Source organism: Planococcus antarcticus DSM 14505, from assembly GCF_001687565.2.
Taxonomy (GTDB): domain Bacteria; phylum Bacillota; class Bacilli; order Bacillales_A; family Planococcaceae; genus Planococcus; species Planococcus antarcticus.
The window spans coordinates 1,791,538-1,811,401 of sequence record NZ_CP016534.2 but is presented as its reverse complement, the minus strand read 5'-3'; the positions used below and the strand labels follow the sequence as shown (position 1 = coordinate 1,811,401).

The 19,864-nt window shown below is 40.4% G+C and carries 20 protein-coding genes and 1 pseudogene; 3 read left to right on the top strand and 18 right to left on the bottom strand.

All coding sequences use genetic code 11. The features are described 5' to 3' along the window. Positions 1 to 6: 6 nt before the first annotated feature. The 10 genes and pseudogenes from BBH88_RS19875 to BBH88_RS09000 form a co-directional block, all read right to left on the bottom strand. Positions 7 to 240 (bottom strand): GNAT family protein, encoded by a 234-nt coding sequence (locus BBH88_RS19875; protein WP_006829508.1) that lies wholly within the window; start codon positions 238 to 240, stop codon positions 7 to 9. 70 nt (positions 241 to 310) lie between these two features. Next, entirely contained in the window at positions 311 to 1,066 is a 756-nt protein-coding gene (locus tag BBH88_RS09045) for an SDR family oxidoreductase (protein WP_065536918.1), read from the bottom strand. A 58-nt stretch (positions 1,067 to 1,124) separates the two neighbouring features. Beyond that, complete coding sequence (locus BBH88_RS09040; protein WP_006829506.1) at positions 1,125 to 1,979, bottom strand: hypothetical protein; 855 nt, start codon at positions 1,977 to 1,979, stop codon at positions 1,125 to 1,127. Between the two features lie 342 nt (positions 1,980 to 2,321). After that, entirely contained in the window at positions 2,322 to 2,792 is a 471-nt protein-coding gene (locus BBH88_RS09035; RefSeq protein ID WP_006829505.1) for a GNAT family N-acetyltransferase, read from the bottom strand. A 26-nt stretch (positions 2,793 to 2,818) separates the two neighbouring features. Continuing rightward, the gene (locus BBH88_RS09030; RefSeq protein WP_065536919.1) at positions 2,819 to 3,904 is read right to left on the bottom strand and encodes a hypothetical protein; all 1,086 of its coding nucleotides are present in this window, start codon (positions 3,902 to 3,904) and stop codon (positions 2,819 to 2,821) included. Positions 3,905 to 4,153: 249 nt separating this feature from the next. Further along, the gene (locus tag BBH88_RS09025) at positions 4,154 to 4,615 is read right to left on the bottom strand and encodes a GNAT family N-acetyltransferase (RefSeq protein WP_006829503.1); all 462 of its coding nucleotides are present in this window, start codon (positions 4,613 to 4,615) and stop codon (positions 4,154 to 4,156) included. 31 nt (positions 4,616 to 4,646) lie between these two features. Further along, on the bottom strand, positions 4,647 to 4,829 hold the full coding sequence (locus BBH88_RS09020; protein WP_006829502.1) for a hypothetical protein: 183 nt from the start codon (positions 4,827 to 4,829) through the stop codon (positions 4,647 to 4,649). 769 nt (positions 4,830 to 5,598) lie between these two features. Then, positions 5,599 to 5,949, bottom strand: a complete 351-nt coding sequence (locus BBH88_RS09015; protein WP_065536920.1) for a hypothetical protein — start codon at positions 5,947 to 5,949, stop codon at positions 5,599 to 5,601. Next, positions 5,946 to 6,905: an IS30 family transposase gene (locus BBH88_RS09010; RefSeq protein WP_065536921.1), complete on the bottom strand. Its 960-nt coding sequence runs from the start codon at positions 6,903 to 6,905 to the stop codon at positions 5,946 to 5,948. Before BBH88_RS09010 ends, BBH88_RS09015 begins: the two co-directional genes overlap by 4 nt. Before the next feature lie 1,557 nt (positions 6,906 to 8,462). Beyond that, positions 8,463 to 9,286, bottom strand: a pseudogene (locus BBH88_RS09000) (SDR family oxidoreductase). Between the two features lie 768 nt (positions 9,287 to 10,054). Here BBH88_RS09000 and BBH88_RS08995 point away from each other — a divergent pair. Then, positions 10,055 to 10,831, top strand: coding sequence for a potassium channel family protein (locus tag BBH88_RS08995; RefSeq protein WP_006830930.1), 777 nt, complete (start codon positions 10,055 to 10,057; stop codon positions 10,829 to 10,831). 573 nt (positions 10,832 to 11,404) lie between these two features. On the opposite strand, the gene BBH88_RS08985 is transcribed toward BBH88_RS08995, so the two are convergent. Further along, on the bottom strand, positions 11,405 to 11,677 hold the full coding sequence (locus BBH88_RS08985; RefSeq protein WP_065536922.1) for a hypothetical protein: 273 nt from the start codon (positions 11,675 to 11,677) through the stop codon (positions 11,405 to 11,407). A gap of 1,445 nt (positions 11,678 to 13,122) precedes the next feature. Here BBH88_RS08985 and BBH88_RS08975 point away from each other — a divergent pair. Beyond that, positions 13,123 to 13,692, top strand: a complete 570-nt coding sequence (locus tag BBH88_RS08975; RefSeq protein ID WP_006830934.1) for a biotin transporter BioY — start codon at positions 13,123 to 13,125, stop codon at positions 13,690 to 13,692. 463 nt (positions 13,693 to 14,155) lie between these two features. Here the strand turns inward: BBH88_RS08975 and BBH88_RS08970 are convergent, their stop codons facing one another. The 7 genes from BBH88_RS08970 to BBH88_RS19495 all read right to left on the bottom strand — a co-directional run bounded on the left by BBH88_RS08970 (position 14,156) and on the right by BBH88_RS19495 (position 19,027). Continuing rightward, a complete protein-coding gene (locus BBH88_RS08970) occupies positions 14,156 to 14,455 on the bottom strand; it encodes a hypothetical protein (protein ID WP_006830935.1) in 300 nt (99 codons plus the stop codon). A 248-nt stretch (positions 14,456 to 14,703) separates the two neighbouring features. Continuing rightward, the gene (locus BBH88_RS08965; RefSeq protein ID WP_065536923.1) at positions 14,704 to 15,189 is read right to left on the bottom strand and encodes a GNAT family N-acetyltransferase; all 486 of its coding nucleotides are present in this window, start codon (positions 15,187 to 15,189) and stop codon (positions 14,704 to 14,706) included. Between the two features lie 261 nt (positions 15,190 to 15,450). After that, a complete protein-coding gene (locus BBH88_RS08960; RefSeq protein WP_006830937.1) occupies positions 15,451 to 15,654 on the bottom strand; it encodes an alpha/beta fold hydrolase in 204 nt (67 codons plus the stop codon). Positions 15,655 to 16,051: 397 nt separating this feature from the next. Further along, positions 16,052 to 17,275 (bottom strand): MFS transporter, encoded by a 1,224-nt coding sequence (locus BBH88_RS08955; RefSeq protein WP_065536924.1) that lies wholly within the window; start codon positions 17,273 to 17,275, stop codon positions 16,052 to 16,054. 188 nt (positions 17,276 to 17,463) lie between these two features. Continuing rightward, positions 17,464 to 18,531, bottom strand: a complete 1,068-nt coding sequence (locus BBH88_RS08950; protein ID WP_065536925.1) for an IS3 family transposase — start codon at positions 18,529 to 18,531, stop codon at positions 17,464 to 17,466. After that, on the bottom strand, positions 18,528 to 18,755 hold the full coding sequence (locus tag BBH88_RS19500; RefSeq protein WP_006831696.1) for a hypothetical protein: 228 nt from the start codon (positions 18,753 to 18,755) through the stop codon (positions 18,528 to 18,530). Before BBH88_RS19500 ends, BBH88_RS08950 begins: the two co-directional genes overlap by 4 nt. 107 nt (positions 18,756 to 18,862) lie before the next feature. After that, on the bottom strand, positions 18,863 to 19,027 hold the full coding sequence (locus BBH88_RS19495; protein WP_083387767.1) for a transposase: 165 nt from the start codon (positions 19,025 to 19,027) through the stop codon (positions 18,863 to 18,865). Positions 19,028 to 19,105: 78 nt separating this feature from the next. Between BBH88_RS19495 and BBH88_RS08940 the strand changes: the two genes are divergently transcribed. Beyond that, complete coding sequence (locus BBH88_RS08940; RefSeq protein ID WP_065536926.1) at positions 19,106 to 19,708, top strand: IS3 family transposase; 603 nt, start codon at positions 19,106 to 19,108, stop codon at positions 19,706 to 19,708. Positions 19,709 to 19,864 lie beyond the last annotated feature (156 nt).

The following is a 19,864-nucleotide window of genomic DNA, read 5'->3' as shown; positions in this document are numbered from 1 at the left end:
TATCAACTAGATTAACTCTACCGAGAATGTTCCCATAATATCTTTCACGAGGTAAAAGCGAGAGTTGCCACTTTCTTGTTCTTTTAATAATTTTCGATGTCTGCCGCTAAAAACCTGCCAACTATAGTAGTCCTCTCCTCTACTCGGCACCATTTTCTCAAAAAATGTTCTATTTTCTATCTCAAATTCTAATAATTTTTCTGCATCACTTTCGTTTATTAAGTTTACTGAAATCTCCATAACTTCCCTCTTCAGATGGTTAGCAATAAAAGGCTGCTATTACTGTGTTGTTTCGACATACTTACTTTATCTACCCCCTAAGAAAGCCACCCTCTGAATTGATAATCTGTCCGGTGATCCATCCTGCTTCTTCGCTGGCCAAAAAGGCTATAATGTTTGCCGCATCTTCAGCTTTCCCGATTCTTCCTGCCTTAAACTTGGGAAGCAGATGTAGCCGAATGTCATCTGTCATCCAAGTCGTATCGGTCGGACCTGGATTAACTGCATTGACTGTAATGCCCAATTCGGCGAGCTCTGAAGATAGCGAAACGGTAAAGGCTGAAATTGCCCCTTTAGTTGCTGCGTAGGCTAATTCCCCAGGCATTGGTCCCAAGCTTTGTCCAGAAGTTAAGTTGATAATTCTGCCGTACTTGCTGTCACTTTTTTGGAATTGCCGAGCAAATTCTGTGCAAAGTAGACTAGTAGTCCTGACATTCTCGTAGTAATGGTCATCCAATAGTTTTTCCGTAAGCTCCATATAATTTGAATCGGTTGAGTAGGCCGCATTGTTGATCAATATGTTAGGTGGTCCAAGTTTTTCCGACACTTCAGAAAACACAGTTTTATAAGCACCCTTTTTAGACAAATCTACTTCTATAAACTCACACTGCACACCCATATCGATAATTTCTAATTTAAACTTGTCAGGGAAATCAGAGCTCGATTCCCAGTGAGTAAAAAATATATCAACACCTCGTGTAGCCAGCTTGCGGCAGACGGCTGCCCCAATTCCTTTTGGATTGCCAACACCGGTTACAATCGCTACGCATTTTTGTTGTTCAGACATTTTAGATGCCTCCTTTTAAAGTGAACATTGCTCAAAGCTTTAGCATTTAAACACCTAGTTACCAATCATAACTTTTCAAACGCTCTGCTTCCTTGCTGCATCCCATCTTTTCAAGTTCTTTTACGAGAAAAGCTTTAAGTTCTGAGTCCTCGAAAATTACTCCAGTAAACTGAGCATCGCGTATGAATACCAGTTTACTTTCATCAGAAGCCTGCTCAAAATACGTGCAAATTTCTGTGAAAGTCATGTTTTCTGTCCTTTCTAACGAAGTACTGCATTGCTCTCCGCTTGTCTTACCAAAAATGGCAACTCCAAGACAATCTAAAGTAGGCAATACCATTTGTGCATTTCGTTTAACAGTTACTGTAGTCTGTACGTAGTCATAAACATCAACAATTTCTTTGCAATCCATGAAATTTCTTAGTTTTAATTCCATCTCATTTCGCTTAGAATTTGCTTCGGAATCCTCCTCTGCCTCCTTTAGGAAGCGCTGACACTGATCCTTCGACTCAATCATCGGTCCATTGTATAGCAACAGTAGGTCGGTGTCGGTGTCGCTAGTAAGATAGTCAATAAACTCTTTCGGCTTGCGTGCCAGCAGTTTCACAGCATTTTCTGGATCCTCCATCGGAGATACACAGACAACAAAGGCTTGTTCCAAATCTGTGATCTTCCCAAAATCAGTCAATAGGCCAACATGAATTCCATCTACACCTGTAGTCATGAATGGCAGCACATCAAGCGGTGTTTGATGGTAAGCCATCCTGATGTCAGTCCATCCTAAACCGAAATTTCCATCAAATGGCTCTCCTTTCTTATCTAGTAAATCAGCAAACTCCTTTAACTTTTTCAATGTCGGCGGGAGAAAACTCAAATCGAGTTCCGCTTCGTCCTGCCCTTCCATCAAGTCCATCGTCTAACCCCCAATTTTTAATTTACTCTATATAGAAATTTCTGGATTTTTATAGTCAATCAGCAAAGTTTTCTAACAAATTTTCTAACTCTTCTTCGCCGTAGATATCCCCATCTGAAATGAACTTCTCGATTACGACTGTATCATCCATAAATTCTATTTCCCATTTCTGACCGGGTACAGTTATTTCTACCGTGGTGGCTTCCTTTCTTACTTCATCTAATTTGTAGTAGATTTTTTTCTTCCAGCTTATTCAGAAAATCGTTTAATGTCATAGCAATCTTCCTCCTCAAAAATTTTTAACAACTTTTTCTCGGTTTCAAATTAATAAATGCAATAAACTCAAACCAATTCCTTAATAAAGTAGCTGCATTCCCCATCATTCAAAAATAAGTTGTATCCTCTGTTCTTGTATAAATCAATTGCGCTTTGCCAGCCGTTATTTGTTTCTAAAACTAATTGTTGATACCCATTTTCTTTCGACCATGCCTCCAAACTATTGATCATCCGTTTTGCGACTCCAGACCTTCTGTGTTCCTTTAAAACAGACATTCTTTCAATTCTTCCTACGCCCGAAGCTTCAAAGGAAACAGCGCCAGTGCAAATTACTTGACCCACATAGATCCCAATTAAAAACACAGCACCTTGTCGGCTGAAGCTCTCGATAATGCTCTTCAAATCCGGATTGTACCTGGAATCGATAAAGCCAAAGCGCTCTTCTAATCCTTTTAAGATCACATCTCTAGCTTCCTCTTCAAATGGCTGTGTAATCTGATATATTTGCATTTCCTCTGAAACGTTAATCAAATTCATTTTATTCACCTTGCCCGTATAAAATTTTATCCACTAACTGTACTCTCTAGCCCAGCAATTTGAGAAGCAGCCAATGCTTTTAACTCTTCAGCAAGCACTAAAAGCCGCTCTTCTATCTCTGCTTTATTGCCATACTGAATTCTCGTTTCTTCAGATATCTCTTCTGATAACAAGCAAAAATGGCTGAATGCCGTTTCAAGCAACTGCAGTAATTGTTCCCCTCTGACTTCGTTAGCTACTTTCGAATCTCCAGCACTGTATCCAGCTAGAAATCCTTCAGCCATACTTTTCAACTGGTCAGCGCTCTCTGAAAATCGATGTTTGCTATAGCGTTCTGTATCTGCCAGAGTGATAAAGTACGTCTCATAAAGGTTCATAAAATTGCCGGCCATCCCTCTTGAATAATAAATGCTTGGATATGGATCGATTAAACGTATGCGGCCGCCATCGAGTAGAATGTTCTCGGGTGAAACATCTTGATTCACCAAGAGCGGCTTCGTGAATTGCCGATTTCTAAGGTCTGCAGCCAATTGAATGGCTCTGCTGACGAGTGGGTCCTTGAACTCCGAGCGGGCCGACCCTAAGACTCTGTAATCTGCTATATGCTCTTCGCTTTCTTCTTCAAGAAATTCATTCGCATCCCTTTCAAACGTACCATGCAATCCTTTTTCCTGCGTCCAGGCAAGGTTTCCAAATCCTTCAAGTTCGTGTGAAATCTCTTCTGTTTTTCTGTGAATCATTCCTACTTCCTGTCCTGTTTGAAAAGCTGTTTTTTCAGTCATCTTATGTAAATCGATTTGTTTTCCAGCGAAGGTTTCCAGCGTGTAGATGAGTTCCGGCGAAACATGAAATTCATAAAACTCAGGTGTAGCACCTACCACCGCTTTATTGACAGACTGGTAATACAGTTTTGTTCCGCCATAGTCTGCTTTCAACATGGCTTCGTTAAAGGGGATAGATTTTCCATAAGCTTCTTCCTTTGGAATACGCAGTACGAATTCACCGCCGTCTTTCTTGACTTGCCAAGCGTAATGCCAAGCTCCTTCTCCAAGAAATACCGGTTCTTGAACGTCGGCATGCTTCAATGCATCTACTAGTTTTGCTTTATTCATTCGTTTGCCTGCTCTCTATTCGATATATGGATCATCTTTCTCAATTCTTTATAAAGGGAGATATTCGAAATTTTAATCCCCTATATTTTCCATGTTATTTCTTTAAATTTTAGTTTGACGAGAATTGCTTTATTAAGTGACCTTTCATAGTATGCACATTTATACAAAAAGGGAGAGAAAAAAAGCTTCTGAATAGCTTCCTTTCTCCCTTCTCTTTTTAACATTATTTGCTTTTGGACTATGTAAATATTAAAGCTTTAGCTTCATACCTTCATGAGATGCTGTAAAACCAAGTTGCTCGTAAAAGCGCAATGCATCTTCGCGTTTTTTATCCGTAGTAAGTTGAACCAAGTGGCAGCCCCGCTCTTTCGCCCGGCAGATCGCCCATTGAATGAGCTTGGTTCCTACGCCTTTTCCGCGTAGGGAAGAAGATGTTCTCACGCCTTCGATCGTAGCTCTCCAGCCACCTTGATACGTCAGATAAGGCGTAAATGTAATCTGTTGGACACCGATAATTTCAGCGCCTATACAAGCTACTATCAATTCATTATTGGGATCATTTGTAATAGCCTGAAATGCTTTAAGATAACTTTCTGGAAGTGGCTGCTCATAACGTTCTCGCTGGCTTCCAAGAAGGTCATCAGCCAACATTTTTACTATACTATCCACATCTTCTATAGTGGCGAGTTTAAACTCAATTTTTTCTTCCACGTTTGCACACCTCCGGTTCTTCTTAATATATTTAGAATAGAAGATTTTGAAAAAGTGAGATGGTGAGTATAGCTGTAAATAATGTGCCGGCAGTCATTAAAGTGACAATTTTACGCCCATTCTTAACGTCTGAAAACTTTGAGAGCTCTCTGGATATAAAAATCCAAATCACACTAGTAACGATAGCTAGTATGCCAATTGATTCCGTAAACATGTACAAATCCTCCTTCACTTCCATTTTATGTGAACCTTTCTTTTCTTATATACGAAACGACAAATTTAAAGTTTCATTTTTTTGTAATATGATTTTCAGAGTTTTCACTTGTTGAATTTGATGATTTTGTTCCTCATTACAATAAAATGGTGTATAAATTGAACTAAAGAATCATCCTTTTATACAAGAAGGACCCTTGATTGCCCGGTCACTCCTTAACTCCCGCTATGAGCCAAGAAGACCGCATATCTCCTATGTTCACCTAGTCCGTGGACGAGCCAACGCTCATTTAATCTAATGAAAATAAGCACCTTAAAAATTCACTGCTATCTTATGGTCGATCAACAGATAAGAATCATTAGTTCACCATATACAGTTTCTTGTTACTATAACGTTTTCCAAATAGTTGAAACTATCAATATTCTATACCGTATATTTAAGAAGACAATTTTATGTTCTTAGCATTCCAAATATTAATCTGGTCAAAGAGTGGCTCTTCCTCAAATTTAAATTGAATGTATGAGCTTTTCGATTGCCACCCCATTCAGAAAGCGAGATAGATTCTGTTTCCACGGAGTTGCTAATGTTTTTTTATTTTTGATCACTTGATGTTCTCGTTAACAACCAACCTACATAAAAATAATCATACTACTTACATATAATATTCTGGGCTTAATTTTCTTTCCCATCCTCCACTTCAAACCTAGACACGCAATAAAATTATTAGTTACATTAGACCAACTTCGTTGCAAAACAGGTGGCAGTTTTTTCAATCATCCGCTGCAAACACTTTTTTGTTTTGCTCTAATGCAACCAAGCAAAGCGTTTTTAGATCTTCAGCAAACTTATTTATGCCCCATATGATTTTATCTACTTCCCATCGCTTATTGGTGTTTAGGCTATATTCATTCAGTAGTCTTTCACAAATAATGACCAACTCATATAAGTCTCTAGATGAAAACAAACGATCGCTATACGGATCTAAGTTTAATAGAAGGCCGTATCTTTGCGCTGGATTGCCTTCCTGATTCAACAGATAGTTGTGAAGTTCTTCATTGAACTTTGCATGTTTTTCAGAGCTATCTGCTTCTTTGGGTCTATTAACAATTCCGTTTGTCAATATAAGCTAGACAAATCCATTCCATTCAGGTGACTCAAAAATGCCTCCAGGGGTGTACGGTAATTCAGCGACTTCCGAGGGATATTATTCCGCTTGTCTGCCACCGTGGAAATGAACGGTTGATCCACCTGGTTGAAGTCCATTTCCTTTGGCAAGCCGTCTTTTCGAAGCAGCCCATTGGAGTTTTCATTCAAGGCGCGCTGGGAAGGCGTGCCGGGATCCGCAAAATAAATCGAGACGTCGTGCTGGTTGCACAGCGGTTTCCAATTGGAGAATTCTTTCCCACAGTCAAACGTGATGGATTTGAACAGGTTTCTGGGAACCCCTTGAAACCACTGATTCAGCGTAGTTTCAATATCGCATGCCTTGCGTCCCGCAGGCTTCAAGGCGATGATGACTTTCGTCAGCCGTTCGACCAGCGTGATCACCGCACTTTTGTGGCGGGCGCCCACAATGGTGTCGCCTTCGATATGTCCGAACTCTTTTTGGAAAGAAGGATAGTCGGTTTCTCGTTCGGAAATATGTCGTTTGAACGCCTGCTTTCCGCGGCGTTCCTCGTGCCCATTGGGTTTTCGTTTCCCTTTCATGGGCAGTGTGGCTACATCAAAGACCTGATTTTTGAACATGCGATAGAGCGTGCGTGCGGAACAATCGATCACCGTTTCTGCACGGCCGACAATGACATCAGGCGTCCATCCCTGCGCCACCTTGTCTTGAATATAGACAACTTGTTTCTTCGGCAAGACCAGTTTTCGTCGGCCGCAGCGTTGTTTGTTTTTCTTGTATTGTTTGTAGAAATCGAGAGCTGTATAGCCCGATTTCAGGAAGTTGATGACATTATAGATCGGCTGCCTGGAACGGTTCAGGCATTCTGCAATTATCGCCACAGGTATATGTTGGCGGTGGTAGGATTCTATCATCACCAATTCATCCGTGGTAAGATGGGTGTAGGTCATTCGTGATCACTCCTCTGTTTTTCTTTGGTCGGAAAATACATTTAGAGTGTATCACGAATGGCTTTTTCAGTTGTCTAGCTTAATTTTACAATCGGCGCAATATAAAAATCGATTCCATTCGTCATTATTTCCCGCCTTATCTTAGAACTGGTAATTTTCAAAAGCATAAAGTTAATTCTTTAGCCAGTACAAGTTGTTATTATACTGCTTTTGTAGTTCACGTCTTATTTGTATATGATAAAATAGATCTGATAATTCCACCAATATTTTTTTGCAACTAAGAATATCTTCTGCGCGAGAAAAAATTCGGGCAATCGCAACCATGATTAATCATGTAGAAACTGATTTCAATGGCCCCCCCATTCTCCTTCCCCATTAAACGGGTCAATTCGCTGGATGTGATGGCAGCAAGAGGCTGTTTTTTTTCGGATCATCATATCTTCCTGGTATATCTGCCAAGACACAGAAAAAGTATAACAGCCCTTTTGGATTAGTTAAGCGGTTAAAGCGCTTAGAATGCTGGTTTTCCAAGTATATATAGATTTCCAAGAAGATCAAGAATCAATCTATTCATCAGGAGAGAAAAAGCCTTATCGAGTGAAACTGATTTTTCGTGGTGGTGAAGTAGGTATCGAAATTTTTAAGCTTCTTTCAGAACCGCATTGGACCGAATATCACTGCTTCATTTATTTTCCTGATCATTATCGAAATAAGCCTTGTTATGCAGCCGTTTATGGGTTTGCAAAAGTTCATAGAAACCCAGACCTGACAAATTTTTTATATATAAGTTGAATTAAAGAAACAGCTTTTTCAACTCAACGAGGTAGGGAAACGAAGAAATCGCTCCAGACGGACGCTTTGGGCCCACAGGATGTGGATCATGCAACTGGCGCGATAGGACGTCGCGGTGCCAGTTGCCAAGGACCTCGCCCCAGCCTCCTCGTCGCAAGCTCCTGCGGGGTCTCCAGGATGTCGCTTCACTGCTCCAGCAGGAAAGTCATTGAACGAAGAGAGTTCGGGCAACGGCTTTGCGACGAAGCTAGCGCAGCGATGCAGGAGCACATCTTTGCCCTTCGCCGACTTGCGCTCTTTCTTCTAAGCACCCTTGAGTAACAAGTCATCAAGATACGGAGCAAATCAGCGGAGACTGTTATGAGAGCAGCGCAAGTGACATGGAAAGAAATCCACTCGGGCAGGCCCGAGTTCGTTCAGCGCAAGCGCTTAGCAGCTGATTGGCAGAACATTAACAGCCCGGAATCATTCGTTCAACTTATATAGCAAGGAAAAATAACTTTACGATTCCGTAAAACGGACAAAACGGAATATATATTTTTTGAAGGGGTGAGGAGTATGACAACACTTGCTGATTTAAGAAGCTGAACAGTTAGAATGAGTCGATAAAAAAAGTCTTGGAAGTCCTGAATGCATTTGGAGTCGGAAAATTTTTAATAGACTTAATGATATATTGGAAAATGAAAAGGCTGCCGGATGGCAGCCTTTTTCTAAAAGCATGAGTAACAGACTCGTATAAAACCATCTAGTCTTTACTTACTTCCATTAGTCTTCTGTTGTTTTTTTCCAACTATCGTCCATCACCATTTTGCCCGGCCACGTATAAGCTGTAATACCGCCGTCTACCACAATATCTTGTCCTGTGAGATAAGAACTGTCGCCAGAAACCAGAAACAAAACTGTCGTTGCAATTTCTTTAGGATCTCCAAGACGTCCTAAAGGTGCCAGCCATCTATTTGTCTCTCTAAACTGTTTTCCGCTTTCTTCTTCCTTTGACCCAGCCAAATGATCGATAAGTGGTGTTTCAATGGTTCCCGGTGATACGGAATTTGCCCGAATATTGGATCTCCCATATTCAATTGCGAGGGATTTTGTGAAATTGATAATACCGCCTTTTGCTGCGTTATAACCTGAACGGTTTAAGTCAGCAAAACTTCCAGACATAGAGGCATTATTGACGATCGCCCCTCCATTTTCTAGCATGAGTGGAATAAAATATTTGCTCATAAGAAAGGTGCCACGCAAATCTGTTTCCATAATTTCGTCAAACAAGTCAACCGGATATTCATGCACTTTTCCGCCTTCTTGGTCTATCCCAGCATTATTGAATAAAGCATGGATGGTTCCATATTCATCTTTTACTTGGTTGGCAAATGTTTTATTTCCTCTTCTTTTGCAATATTCACTTGAAAGCTTTTGGCCTTTCCACCATTTTTATTTATTTGAGCAACTGTTTCGGTTAACGCGTCTTGCTAAATATCCGCAATTAGCACAATTGCCCCTTCGGCTGCAAAAACTTCCGCTGTAGCTTTTCCTATTCCAGTCGCTCCACCTGTAATGACCGTAACCTTATTTTGTAGCTTTCCCATTTTCTTTCCTCCTTCACTATTTTCAAGTTATACATTTGCTTAGAAAATTCTGGTAAATAAATTAACAATAAAGAGTTATCCAGAATTTTTTGCATTGTTCATTTGAGGATTCTTTTCTAAACTACCCTTTAATATTGAGGTAAACCGCTTTTTCCAATGTAACCTGTTAATGTTGCAACAGAATTGACGAATACAATGTACATAGGAAGTCTGGAGAAAGGATTAAATGTACAGCCATTGCCGTGCTATAAAGAAGGCGTCCCCTCAAAATATGATTATCGTAAACGATTATTTTATAATCATCGATGCCTTAACAGGTGTTTTTTTACATGTCCAGAACGAGTCGCTTGCCCCCCCATATCTACATGTGGTGAGATGGATTACGAAGTGCAGGATCACGAAAACAGAAGTTGTGCATGGAAGTTGGCGTCGAACGACATATGTCATTCGGTATCTCCGATGCACCTGTGGTTAGAAGCTACTTCATGAGCTTCAAGACAGCATGATTCCTTACAAAAGATATGAGGCCAAAGCAACTGAATTGATGTAGAACAAGATGATTCTCGAACTGCCAATATTAAGGGTGATGATATAGCCGGTTTCCATATCTTTCAGCGGCAACACGGATTTTTTATGTTATGTTAAGAGCTAAATGCTTGCAGTAGGCGCGACTGACTCCTACATTACCATTCAATATAGCAGCGTAAAACCGCGTGATCAGTGCTCATTTTAATAGTGTATACTTAATATAAAAGGGGAAATTCAAAATTGATTATACTACGACGACTCTACCTGCAGGCGACCAGCCTGTCCTGGCTTATACTCACTGTCAGCACAATGGTACTCATTGCTTTCAGTACACTCCTACTCCCTGTCATAGAGCCATCAACTTTTACTAAATATGCAGATTCATTATGGTTTACTATGACGACTATCTTGACAGTCGGTTACGGTGACCTTTATCCTGCCACTTCTGCAGGAAGAATTTTTACAGTAGTTTTTTTATACATAATAGGCATCGGATTGTTTGCGTCATTCATTGGAAAAGCGATAGAAAGTCTAACCTTACATAAAAAACGGGAAGAAAGGGGCGAGTTGATGTTCAAGGGAAAAAACCATATTGTCATCATCGATTGGTCATATAAAGCTGAAAATGCAATAGCTGAGATATTGAAGCAAGATGAACAAATCGAGGTTGTGGTGATTGATAGACTGGAAAAAGCAAAAGAGATCAATACAAGAATTCACTATGTCCGAGGGAATGCCACCCACGAAAAAGTACTGCGACAGGCAAATGTTCAACAGGCGAAAGCGGTCCTGATTTTTGCGGACGACCGGATTGAGGATCAGATGCTGACCGATGGGAAATCACTGCTGATTGCCACAGCTGTAGAAAGAATGTCCCCACGTGTATATACGACTGTGGAAGTTGAACGGGAGGAACATCTCCCAAGCTTCTCGCACGTAAAGGTCGATAAGTTTATCATGTCCAACAGTACCATAGCGAAAATGGCCGTAAACTCAATCTTTTCTGAAGCGAACTAAGCTAAAAAAATAAAACGAGGCTGTCCCAAAAGTCCTTAAAATAAAACTGCCGAAGAATGAGGATTCTTTTTCTCCGGCAGTTTTTATTATGTAGTGGATTTTGAATACAGCTGGCATATGTTGGTTACTTTCAGGAGATTGTTGGCCATCGCTACAATCTCCTGAAATGTTTAATGTTCTTCTGATAATTGCAGTACTGTTGCTCGATATACATCCTGTATGAAATGAAGGAATCGAATCAAGGTTCTTTAAAACCGAAAATAGCTGTAAAAGCAATATATACATATATCCCTAAACCACATGCGTTTGACGACACCAAATAAAGTCTGACATTTCCTATCACCCCGAGTAATCCCAGAACGATTCTTGCTACACCGAAAAGAAGCGGCAAATAGAAATCGATTTCTATAATAAACACCAAACGGTCAAAGCCTTCTGGTGAATAAGGAAGTGCAAACGGCAGAATCATTAAAGCAAAAAAAATTGCTGAGAGAATTGAGTAGGATTTTTCAGTAAAATATTCCTCCTTCTGATTAGTTTCCTTAGAAATCCAAAACTGTTTGAATGAAAATTTTATGAACCTGAAACAATATCAATGGGAGTAGAATTGCCATTGATAAGCACCTCAATCACTTCAGTATCCTTGTCTACTTTTAGTTTGTAGACGTGTTGCTCAACTAAATTGCTAACTTTGGTAGCTGTCTTTAGTTTAATGTTTAATTTATCTCCATCTTCTTCAAGTTCAGCTGTCACAGTGTCCCGTGATTGATAAATGAGGTAGGCTATTTCGCCATTTTTAGTTATAAACTGGAGAGCAGCCTCCGGATCTACCCAGCTCTTGGACATTTTTTTGGTACTCTCTCTACCTTGAAGATGCTTATCGAAGAACCAGTTAAATTACATGTTGAAAGTAAAACAGCGATTGACACAACTGCTAAGAGTTTATTCAATTTATCATCTCTTTCTGCCAGTATTTAATCCGAACTTTTAATGACTAAAAAGATCTATTAATGTTTATTAGTAGCCTATTATCTTGAAGAGTAGTTTCTGTCAGTACCAAATACAGAATCAACCTCAATCGCAACTTATTTTGTTGTAAGTCATCATATAAAGTCGAACAGCTAGAAAATAAAAATAGCTCAAATGGATAAATCAACTAAGGAGTGTTTCCAAATGAGCTATGCCCATATCGTTCTACGGGAACGTGTGGTAATCGGGATTGATTGCCCGGAAAAGAAATTGCTGTCCTTCAGCCGCGCAGTTGAAACAAAGCAAGGGCAGGATTAACTACGGGCTAAAATGCTGTCAGCCGTATAACGCCCTGTTGGCGAAGCTCGACTATGATGCCATTTACACATAATTCTTAACGCTTTCAGATTTAAAAATTTCTAACACCTTATAGCCAAAAACTAATCCTGCAATGGTAGGGACAGTCGCTTCACCAAAGAGAAGGATTTTGGGTATAGGGAGCCAACTTCCAAATAGTGGCGAGTATGGCAAGAAAATCACTAGTACAATATAAAGCGCCGGTAATCCAATAGCTACGAATTTAATCCAATCAAAATTCCAAGAATCTCTTTCTTTCTTTGCAGCATAAATTTTGGCATGCAAATCAGTAAGTCGATAATCACTGGAAATAGAAAAATGTATACTTGAATTGAGAAAAGGTTAAATGTCATTTGGGATCTTTCAGCACCTGCTCCTGTAGTTACATTCCAAAATACAATATTAGTCCGATTGCTAGTGTCCAAATGAAATAATATAAAAACCATTTCAGAACAAATTCCCCTTTTTTTGTTGCTGAACAAAACTTAATAACCCATATACGGAATTGTGTGATAACGGTTTCATTTTTTTGGAAATTAGTTTATCCAGGAGGGAACTTATAGGGCGAGTTCGTTAATTGATACAACCCCAATGAGGGCAGTGATTTTTGACTGGACTAGTTTTTTGGCTATGTACTTTCGACTTTCTTCCTGAACAAAACGAATTCCACAGAATCCATAGAAAAACTAGGCTACCGAGAATTTCATGGTAGCGTGGCACTAAACACTGTAAGTAGAAGGCTTAAATTGGAGCTCCGCTGTCCATATTTTTTAGTTTAAAAGTTTTTAGAAAAAACGACTTCCCTATCTGTTCTCCTGTACTTCTATTTCATCAATTTGAAATCACCTTATTCAGGTCGGTTTTTATTACTAAAAAAGCTTATTGACAGGCTTTATCCGTATAAGATAAGATATGAGTTAACCTTAAATTTAAATAAGTTAACTAATAAAGGAGGTATACACCCCGTGACAGGATCAAATTTGAAGTTGAGAATGATGATTGTTACTGCACTCTTTGCAGCGATTATTGGTATATTGGCCCAGATAACGATTCCATTGCCGCTAGTACCTATTACAGGTCAAACATTGGCGATTGGGCTTGCCGCAACGATCTTAGGCCCTAAATACGGAACGATATCTGTGTTGGTTTATTTGGGAATCGGTGCAGTCGGAATTCCCGTTTTCTCGCAAATGTCTGGCGGATTGGGGAGCTTGTTTGGGCCAACCGGCGGATATTTGTTTGGGTTTATTCCAACTGCCTTTGTTATTGGTTTTTACCTTCAGAAAACAAGTTTTACAGTTACTAATGCGATTATTGCAAATGTTATCGGCATGTTTGTCGCATTGATTTTTGGAACCGTTTGGTTAAAGATATTTGCTAACCTTTCATGGACAGGAGCATTTTTGGGTGGGTTTGCCCCTTTCATTTTCGTAGGTGTTATTAAAGCCGCTCTCGCTGCATGGATTGGAATCTCAGTTAGAAACCGGTTGAAATCGGCAAGACTTTTATATGTCACAGAACAAAAAATCACTTAAGATTATCAATAGCCGAAACCCGCTGTTACACTCTTGCAGCTAGTAGGTAAACTTGCCTTACACCTACACTACAATTTGAAAAAACTGCCGACCTAAAGTTAGGACGGCAGTTTTTTTCGTGCACTCAGCATTTACCTGCAGATTTTTCCAGCAACTCGAGCTTCTTTTATCAATAAAACCACAAAACCATTCAGATCTGGCTCTTTTCTAACTTTTAAGGCCAACACATTGCCGAGAAAAAGACCAATCACCTCTGCTTTTTCAAAACCTTTGTGTTTAAAGGTTTAAACAAGTACTGTCCATAACAAGAGAAGAAGCTCGAAGTCTAGCTTCTTCTTTTCTGTTTCCTTTGAAACTCTTCAGTCCATCATAGAAAATTTTAGTATAGTGAGGCTTGAAAACAGAAAAAACCCAATAGGTCACTTTTTAAGGTTTCCACCATTTGGCGTTCAGCTTACAACTGCTATTGGTTTTCTTTTTCTACTATTGGTTCATTTGTTGTTTCTTCGACTAAAAAGTACTTCGCTTTCCATTCGTTGTCCGCAGACCTGTAGAGAAACGTAAGGCCTGTAATAAATAAACTGGTACTGATAAGTATCGGAACAATTCCGATTTCTATGAGCGCAGAGCCGTAGAGCCCCCAATGTTCAAAATAGCCGACCGACGATAACTCCAGTGCGTAAACCGCCGCCGCAACCAAGGTAAACCCTAATAACATAATACCTGATAAAATCCCGATTCCGCCTATAATGACATATTTCATTTTGACTTCACCCTTCACTCTCGATTTCGATAAAAAAATATTTCTGAAATATTCGAAACGCCTTTACTTTGAAAAGTTTTCGATGCCAGATGTGCTTGCACTTCCGGTGACAAAGTGCTCGGCTTCTTTAGGAGGGGCGATATTCTCTAGTTTCCTGCAACCGATCGACCTTCAAACAAGAAAATGATTTATCTATTTAGCCATAATTCTCGAGGCTCCCCTTGCGTAACCAGTAGCAAAACGATGTCTTATACTTTCAAAACCATTTCTATTGTTTTCAGTATATGTCCATCAAAATCATCATCAAACTCTCTAACAACTTCAAATGCTTTTGCTTCATAAAATTTCAGCCCTGACAGATTGTCCTTTTCTACATCCACAAAAATTTCTTTCACACCATCTAACGCTTTAATGCCTTTTTGTAACAACGCTGAACCTATACCTTTTCCTTGAAATTCAGGATAAATATAAATAGCAGCTAATCCAACTATTCCATCTTTATTTACTTGTGAAAAATTAGCAAAACCAACAACTTTTCCAGAAATATCGACTACAAAAATAACCGATGACTCCATGCGTTGCTCCATTCTTTCGTCATTGTAAGCAGACCTCAGAAAATTCTCTTGTACATCTAATGGAATTATCCCCTCATAAGTAGAATTCCAAGTTTTGTGTGCAATATCTTGTACTTGTTTAATGTCTTCCGCTCGCATTTTTCGAACTAATAAATCCATAAATTTACCCCTTTTCAAATTGCCATTTATTGTGCATCGTGCTCCCCCTGAATAAATAAAAATCGGATTATGAACTTCTTTTGTTCGTTCTTAGAGATCATAGGTAGAAGATTTATTTCCAAAAAATGATCCAAACGCAGACCACCCGTTTTACCGCAGTTCGGTTTTTTCATAGATTCTTTTAATTTATCTTCTGATTGATAAGAAAATAGCGCCCATTCTTAAATAGCTTATTGACGAAATTCAAGGATGAGTCTAGGATCATTCAGTATGGTCACAATGTCTGCAATCCGATTGTAATCCAGTAGAATGTCCGATAAAAGCCACCTTTTCATGCTCAAGTACTTTCCTAAATATTTCTAGAACTTTCAACATCTCATCCAGGCTATGCTCTTCAGCTTTATTTGCTTTAACAGAACTTCCAGCTCCGCGAAGCTTAATCAAATACACATAGTAATCATTCATAAAAGCCGCTACCATCAATTGCAGGTTTGTTTGAATTCACTGTAAAGATGTGTAGTGGCTAACGGCTCCTCCTCTCCTTTATGAAAGACTTCAACGTTTCCTCTGTCTGTTTTGATAATTCTCTCTTTCCACTCTCCTGATATTTTTTCTTTCTATTCAGACTATAATCATACAATATATGTAAATGATTTGATATAGAACTAATCAAATAACACTTTTTAATAGAGGGTTTCATTCCCAAACAAATTGGAATAGTGAAATGAACACTCAATGTTCAATAAAAAATGCCAATTGATATTAAAAACGTTCGTGAAAGTGCGCATCTACGAAGAAAAAAAGAAACATTTAAATATTTCTTCTCTTCCAATAGCGGACTTTCCGTACCACACATAAATAACTAACTGTTTAAGTTCATATTCTCTCCAAAATGTACTTTTCTTCTTTTAGCGGTTACTACCTTGAATGCCATAATCCCTAATAATAAAAAAGTAAATGAACCTATTAAGCCTACAGACCGTATTGAAGTCAATTCAGCTGCCAAACCAATTATTACGGTTAGAATGATTATAAACAAAGCTTCAACCATACTGAACAAACTGCCAAACCTCCCCATCATTTTCACTGGCACATTGTTCTGATAGAACGTCAAATAACCCGTGTTTGCAAAAGTGATGGCAAATCCAATCACAAAAGTTCCCATTGCAGCACTGATAAAACCTTGAGAGCTGTAGAGAGCAAGATAACCGACTGCAGTAAAAATAGATCCACCCCCGATTAGCAAGTTGACTGCCAATTGTTTGGAAAAAACGGTGTTGATAACAGAACCCAAAATAATTCCCGTTCCAAATACACTGAGTAAGAATCCATAGTTCGTGTCTGACATCAGAATAACTTCTTTCGCAAAAGCTGCTTCTAATGAATCTAGGGCAGTCATAAATATCGTCATTCCAACAAAAAGAAGATAAATCTTTAAAATAAAAGTATGAGTATGACTGAACTTGTAAACTACTTTAAAGTCATCTTTTATCATCTTCCGAGAAAGTTTTTCAGTTTCGGATGGTACTGTTTGCGAATCAACATTAGGCAATAAAAAGATGATAAAAGCTGACAAAATTAACGCAACGGAGTTTATATAGATAGCCGTGTCAGGTGTGCCCATCCAAAATAAAATATCCGCTATTGCAGGGCCGATTAATGTTCCGCAAGAATTGATAAAGCTTCTCAAAGCATTAAATCGTTGGCGATCTTTCTCTGGTATTAGTTTGGTCATATACACCATTGACGTGGGCTCAAACATGGCACTTCCGATATTAATGATAAATACGATGACATAAACATAGACCAGCGAAGGAAGCACAGGGATCAATGCAATACATAAAGCACGTGAAATATCTAACCCAATCATAAACTTCCTCGAATTAATACGATCTATTAGGCTTCCTGCCCATGAATTAGAACAAATCGTCGCGATCGGCCCTAAAATATACAGTAAAGAGATTGCTAGAGGAGAGCCCGTTTCATTGAGGATAATTAAATTCAAGGCAATCAGATAAACCCATCCGCCTATATTCGAAATACCGATATCACCTAACAATAATAAAGAATACTTCCAGTTTTTCATCGTAACCGCTCCCCCAATGAATTTTAGCCAAACAAAAAAATCTCACCCCCAAGACAATTGTCTTGGGGACGAGATTACTAAAATCGTGGTGCCACCCCTATTTGTTAATACGTCACCATATTAACCTTACTCGGTATCGGTGTTTGTCAATATAGTTGTCGCATCTCTCTGTTTTCGAAAACTGCTATTTATTCCTTCTGCCGTTGAAGCAACTGATCCGTCCGCGCCTTCTCTTTCATCGGATTCAATGCGACGGATTCATGCGGTTGCCAATTTTTTGTCGTTCTTGCCCACCGTTCCGGCCGATTTTGTTTCGCTTGTATGTAAACTTCATGCCGATTTTTCAGTACTTCCACGTGAACACCCGTGTGACGCTGTTCTGGCGTCACAAAGTTAATACTGCTGTGCTGATGCTCATGCGTATGCCAGTGGACGAACCGAGTGGTCCATTCCCGTGCCTCTTCAAGAGAGGCAAATCCGTCAACCGGAAACTCTGGCCGGTATTTAAGTGTCCGAAAAATGGCTTCCGAATACGGATTGTCGTTACTGACGCGCGGTCTGGAGTATGAACTTTGAATCCCCAGTTTCTTAAGCAACGCCTGGAACGTCGCGGCTTTCATCGGGCTGCCGTTATCGGAATGCAGTACCAGTGGCGCTCCGTGTATTTTTTCGCTGACGACGGTTTTTCTGATCAGATCGGCCGCATGATTGGCATCTTCCATTTCCCACACTTCCCAGCCGACAATCTTTCGACTAAACAGGTCGATGATCAAATAGAGTCGATAATATAGCCCTTTCACCGGACCTTTCAGCCACGTGATATCCCACGTCCAGACCTGGTTCGGATCCGTCGCCAAATAGCTCTCCGGCAATTTCGCTTTCGGGCGTTTGCTTTGGCCGCGGTGCTGTTGCATCTGTTCTTGGCGCAAAATACGGTACATCGTCGATTCAGAGGCGATGTAGATGGACCGATCGGCGAGCTTCGGCACAATCTGGGAAGGAGGCAAGTCCACAAATTCTTCTTTCTTACCGATTTGCAGCACTTCTTGTCGCTCTTCTTCACTCAGTTTATTTTGAGGCACAGGTCGCTCGGCGTGGGGGCGTTGATCTTCTTTCACTTCGCCACCGGAGACCCACCGTTCATACGTGCGGACATTGATATTCAATTCCTGACAGGCACGGGCCAAGCGGGCCCCGTTGCGGTTCGCTTCTTGGATGAGTTCAACCGCACGTCGGCGATCTGGCGGGCGGATCATTCGTCCTCTGGATCCCCCCAAATCGCTCGGGCCTTTTTTCGCAGAAGCAATAACGCCGCAGCTTCAGCCAGCGCCTTCTCTTTTTTACGCAGATCTTTTTCCACTTCAGCTGTCCGCCGTTTTTCTTCCTTCAGTTCCTGAGAAAGCCGTTTGGTCTGGTTGATTTCACCTGTGTTGGCCCCTAGACAACTGATGCGCCAAGCATCAATCTGTTCTTTGTACAAGCCCTTTTTCCGGCAGTATTCCGCGTCATCGCGTAGGTTTCCAGCACCACCAGAAACTTATCTTCACTGTTCCAGCGTTCGGATGCTTGGTCATTTCCCGGTGTCGCTTATCCGGCACTGCGTGCTTGTTTTCGCCATTTATAAAGTGTTTGTTTGGAAATCTCGAGATCTTCCGTGATGCTTTTAACGGATTCGTTTTGAGGGGGCATCATCCGTTTCAGGATAGCGTCCTTCTGTTCTTTCGTATAACGCGTTCTATTTTCACTCGTCATGTCGCACAACCTTCATCTAATAATTAAAGTATAACAAGAGAGTTTCGTACGACAACCAGCCTAACACAGGGTCGTTACATGAAAGAGCTAGGACTCTGTGCATTGCCAGTAAAACAATTCGTGACAACGACGGATTCCAACCATCACCAATTCGTTTACCCAAATCTTCTCGAGCGCCGTTTTAATGTCGACAAGCCCAATACGGTCTGGGTATACGATATCACGTATATCTGGACGCTAGAGGGATGGTTGTATCTGGCGAGTGTAATGGATCTATTCTCGCGCAAGATTATCGGGTGGAGTCTGGATGTCACGATGAAGACCGAACTGCCACTTGGGGCGCTGCAAGAGGCGCTGCTCTTGCGAAATCCCACTGGTGAGCCAATCCATCACTCTGACCGCGGCTCTCAATACTGTTCCGATGAGTACATTAAGTGCTTGAAAAAAGCCGAATTCCAAATCAGCATGAGCCGCAAGGGAGATCCGTACGATAACGCCTGCATCGAATCGTTTCACGCCACCATTAAGAAAGAGCTAATTTACCGCCACCGGTTCCGAACACGGGAAGACGCTCGAAAGGCAATCGGCCATTACATCGATGACTTCTATAATTTGCGTAGACGGCACTCCACACTCGGTTATTTGTCACCCGAAAACTATGAAAAAAATACGCATCCCTGATATCAGAACGATTGGTTTCGTGACAGTTTGACAGCCATGAGAAGTGGTTCGCTTTTGAACCGCTTCTCATGGCTGTCCGATCAAGCGGAGCGCGATAGGGTTTTTGAAGAAAAAGTACAGTTTTTCTGTGTCCACTTTCTTGACAGAAGACCAAAG